General features: G+C 33.4%; 4 protein-coding genes. 2 read left to right on the top strand and 2 right to left on the bottom strand.

Going from position 1 to position 4,215, the window contains the following annotated elements; genetic code table 11:
* On the top strand, positions 1–1,402 hold a 1,402-nt coding region (locus LI149_RS14805), incomplete at its 5' end, for a restriction endonuclease subunit S (protein WP_227143592.1).
* Here the strand turns inward: LI149_RS14805 and LI149_RS14800 are convergent.
* Entirely contained in the window at positions 1,397–1,858 is a 462-nt protein-coding gene (locus tag LI149_RS14800; protein WP_227143593.1) for a restriction endonuclease subunit S, read from the bottom strand. The genes LI149_RS14805 and LI149_RS14800 overlap by 6 nt on opposite strands.
* Before the next feature lie 100 nt (positions 1,859–1,958).
* Between LI149_RS14800 and LI149_RS14795 the strand changes: the two genes are divergently transcribed.
* Positions 1,959–2,768 (top strand): tyrosine-type recombinase/integrase, encoded by an 810-nt coding sequence (locus LI149_RS14795; protein ID WP_227143591.1) that lies wholly within the window; start codon positions 1,959–1,961, stop codon positions 2,766–2,768.
* A gap of 36 nt (positions 2,769–2,804) precedes the next feature.
* Here the strand turns inward: LI149_RS14795 and LI149_RS14790 are convergent.
* Positions 2,805–4,215, bottom strand: a 1,411-nt coding sequence (locus tag LI149_RS14790) for a restriction endonuclease subunit S (protein WP_227143590.1), incomplete at its 5' end; no start/stop codon positions are given.

The following is a 4,215-nucleotide window of genomic DNA, read 5'->3' as shown; positions in this document are numbered from 1 at the left end:
TGATGATAATTTACATTATGAGAAATTCTCCGATGGCATTGTAAAATGTATCGAAGATGAAATACCGTTTGATGTGCCGAATAATTGGGAATGGGTTCGAATTAAAACAGCTTGTGTAATAAATCCTCGCAATAGTATTGATGATAATACAGAAGTATCATTTGTTCCGATGGCGAATATTAAAGAAGGATATGCTAATAAGTTTATATCCGATATTAGAGTCTGGAAAAAAGTAAAAAAAGGCTATACACATTTTGCCAATAATGATATAGGCATCGCAAAAATAACACCTTGTTTTGAAAATAAAAAATCTGTTGTTTTCAGTAGTTTAATAAATGGTTATGGTGCTGGTACAACTGAATTGTATATTTTAAGAACAATTTCCAGTTTGGTAATACCCGAATATTTATTGAATTTTGTTAAACGAGATGATTTTATTGCAGGAGGTGTGCTTACTTTTTCAGGCGATGTAGGTCAACAAAGAGTAACTAAAGACTATGTTGCAAATTATCTGTTCACTTTGCCTCCGTTAAATGAGCAGCAAAGGATATTAAATGCCGTACACACTGCCACCTCTTTAATTGAAAGTATTGAAAAGGCAAATGATAACTTGATAAGGGATATTGATAAAACAAAAGCAAAAATCCTTGACCTTGCAATTCGTGGCAAACTTGTACCGCAAGACTCGAATGATGAGCCGGCTTCGGTTCTTCTTGAACGTATACGAGCCGAAAAAGAAGAACTGATAAAACAAGGCAAAATCAAGCGTGATAAAAAGGAATCTGTCATCTTCAAAGGTGATGATAACTCTTATTATGAGAAGATAGGCAATGATATTACTTGTATTGATGACGAAATACCTTTTGAAACACCTATAAACTGGCAGTGGGTTAGACTTGCCTCAACTGTGGGAATTGAAAGGGGTGGCTCTCCAAGACCAATAAAGTCATATATAACAACTGATAGCAATGGTATTAACTGGATAAAAATTGGCGATGTTGATAAAGATGGTAAGTACATTACTAATACAAAAGAGAAAATCAAGCCAACAGGGATCAAGAAAAGCAGAGAAGTGTATCCGGGTGATTTTCTACTTACAAATTCAATGAGTTTTGGCAGACCATATATTTCCAAAATATATGGGTGTGTTCACGATGGATGGCTTGTACTGAGAAATCCCGATGTTGTTTTTGATATTAACTTTTTATATTATCTTTTGTCATCAAATTATCTGTATAATCAGTTTGTAATCAAGGCTTCTGGCTCTACTGTAGATAACCTTAATATTGATAAAGTATCGTCTGCTTTGATATGTTTGCCACCTTTAAAAGAACAAACCATGATTGTACATCAAATTGAAAAGCTTATGAAACTTATTCAGCAATTTGAAGAGTTGTTATAGTAAACAGTTTAACAACTTAAAATACTGCTCTAATACAGATAAAATTCTTTCTTGTTCTTTTAGTGGCGGTAAAGCAATCTCTTCTTGACTATAAGTAGAAATCCAGTATCTTTGATGATTATAGTGGTCAATTTGCGTTGTTTGCATAAGATAAAATGCAAATTTAGGCAACACTAAATCAGTATTGATATGAAGTATCTTCATTGCTGATGATTTTACCTTAAATGGAAAATCAACAAATTTGCTTTCGGTAGTAAAGTCATCAAAGATTATTACAGGCAGTTCAGAAAAAATATTTTCTTTTTCATTGGTGTAACCCAATATGAAAGATTTTCCGGCTGTAAGAACTGGTGTTTCATATTCAGAGTTATAGTTTGTATCTTTAACGATATAATTAGTTGGTTGCTCATACGAAAGCAATGTTTCAAAGTTTGTTACAACCCAACCGGAAGGCAGCTTTTCTCCATACTTCTCATAATAAGAGGAGTGTAAACATCTCCGTTATAATATTAGAGCGAATCAAATCGCAAAAATATTATAACGGAGGTGTCTTTTTATGAAGACAAAACAAACATTTGATGAATATTTGAGGAAAGGTAATCTATCTGAAAATACCATTACATCGTATCTGTGGACAGTAGATTATTTTACTGAGCATTACGATACAGTAAACAAAGAAAATTTACTTGCTTATAAAGGCTATTTAATGGAATTCTTCAAGCCTAAGACTGTAAACTTACGCATACAGGCAATAAACAAATATCTTGAATATTTAGGAAAGGAAAAGATAGCATTAAAGGCTGTAAAGGTACAGCAAAAAAATTTTTTGGAAAATGTTATCAGTAATGCAGATTATAATTTTTTGAAAAAGCAACTTAAAAAAGATGGCAATATGGAATGGTATTTTGTTGTTTGGTATTTGGCTGCTACCGGAGCAAGAGTAAGTGAATTAATACAAATCAAAATTGAGCATATCGAAATCGGCTATTTTGATTTATATACAAAAGGTGGAAAATTACGACGACTTTACATACCTAAAAAATTAAGAAAAGAAACTCTTGAATGGTTGGAGGAAACAAGCCGTTCATCTGGCTATCTGTTTCTAAATCGTTACGGCGACAGAATTACAACTCGTGGTATTTCACAGCAATTAAAAAACTATGCGGATAAATACGGCTTGGATAAAAAAGTGGTTTATCCGCATTCGTTTAGACATAGATATGCTAAAAACTTTCTTGAAAAATATAACGATATTGCATTGCTTGCCGACCTTATGGGTCACGAAAGCATTGAAACAACACGAATATACCTTCGCCGTACTGCAAGCGAACAACAGGCTCTTGTTGATAAAATTGTAACTTGGTAAAATCAGAACCGCCCTCACACGAGAGCGGTTCTTTATTTATGCTACTTGGTTCGCAATATCATCAAGTATAGCAAATATTTTTTCGATTTCGTCTACAATTCGTTTTTGTTCAACGAGAGGTGGTATAGGAATAACTAGGTTTTTCAAGTCGGTCTTATTGAATTTTGTAACGGCAGCGCCGCTTGAAATCGACATTAGTGCACTATAACCTAAAGGGGATGAGAAGAAATAATACAAGTAATCTCGGTACTCTTCACTATTTAATCTAATCATAATTGAATTTGGGGCAAGTGTCATTTTATGATCAAGTTTAGGCACAATAAAAACTTTGCCAATGGAGCCTATGTTGTTTAATATCAGTTCTCCTCCGAACAAATTTGAATTTTCTAAAAATTCATAACCGTGTTTATCAGTATATGTTAAATTTTTTGTAAATCCGTTAGAAAAATCCGCGGTTTTTACCATAATAGCATAATCTGGTGTTTTTAGTGATTTAACATTTTCTCTCAACGCAGCAAAACTTCCACTAGCCACTTGGTCAGTCACTTTTTTTGAATATTCACCAACAGTTATAAACTCCCATTCATCTGGCAATTCGTAATCATAACCTATTTCCAATAATTCTGTTTTACTATTAATAGTTCTATAATAAGAGTTATCATCACCTTTGAAGATGACAGATTCCTTCTTATCACGCTTGATTTTGCCTTGTTTTATCAGTTCTTCTTTTTCGGCTCGTATACGTTCAAGAAGAACCGAAGCCGGCTCATCATTCGAGTCTTGCGGTACAAGTTTGCCACGAATTGCAAGGTCTAGAATTTTGGATTTAATGTTATCAATTTGTGATGAAAGATTTTGTTTGTGACTTTCTATCTGTTCAATTAGCGATAAAACAGAATCAATACTATCTACAATTCTTTTTTGTTCTTCAACAGGTGGTACAGGAACTATTATATTGTGTAAAGCATTTGATGATAATCCTTGTAAGCCAATACCGTTTCCATTTATTCTTCCGTTAGCTTTGTAGAGATACATAATATAATAATAAAATTTTGTATATATCCTATCATACGGTCTTAGTCTGTGAAGATGATTTTGAATCCTTATTTCATTTTCAAATTGCCAAATTGCAGCCCTCCCAATGTCGCCGCCTTCACACACTAATAAATCGCCTTTTTTAACGGTACATTTTTCTATTTCTGAATCAGTAAAAGGCATAATCTTTAAATTACCCAGCTCAAAACTATTCCAATATACATTAGATGTTGTGATGTATGTCAGGCTGGCACCATCAGTTTTAGAAGCGTTTAATGCTTTGCCTGTATTGTGACTAAACAGCATTCCCAAATTGCACCATACCCACTTACTTGGAATTTCAAAAGGTAGCTCGTTTTCATATTCATTTATCGTCCCGTCTTGAAACTGCTCATAATGTAAATTATCATCA

The sequence above is a fragment of the Dorea sp. 210702-DFI.3.17 genome, from assembly GCF_020560825.1.
In the GTDB taxonomy this organism is placed as follows: Bacteria; Bacillota; Clostridia; order Lachnospirales; family Lachnospiraceae; genus Dorea; species Dorea formicigenerans.
This window is presented reverse-complemented; position numbering and strand designations above follow the sequence as displayed.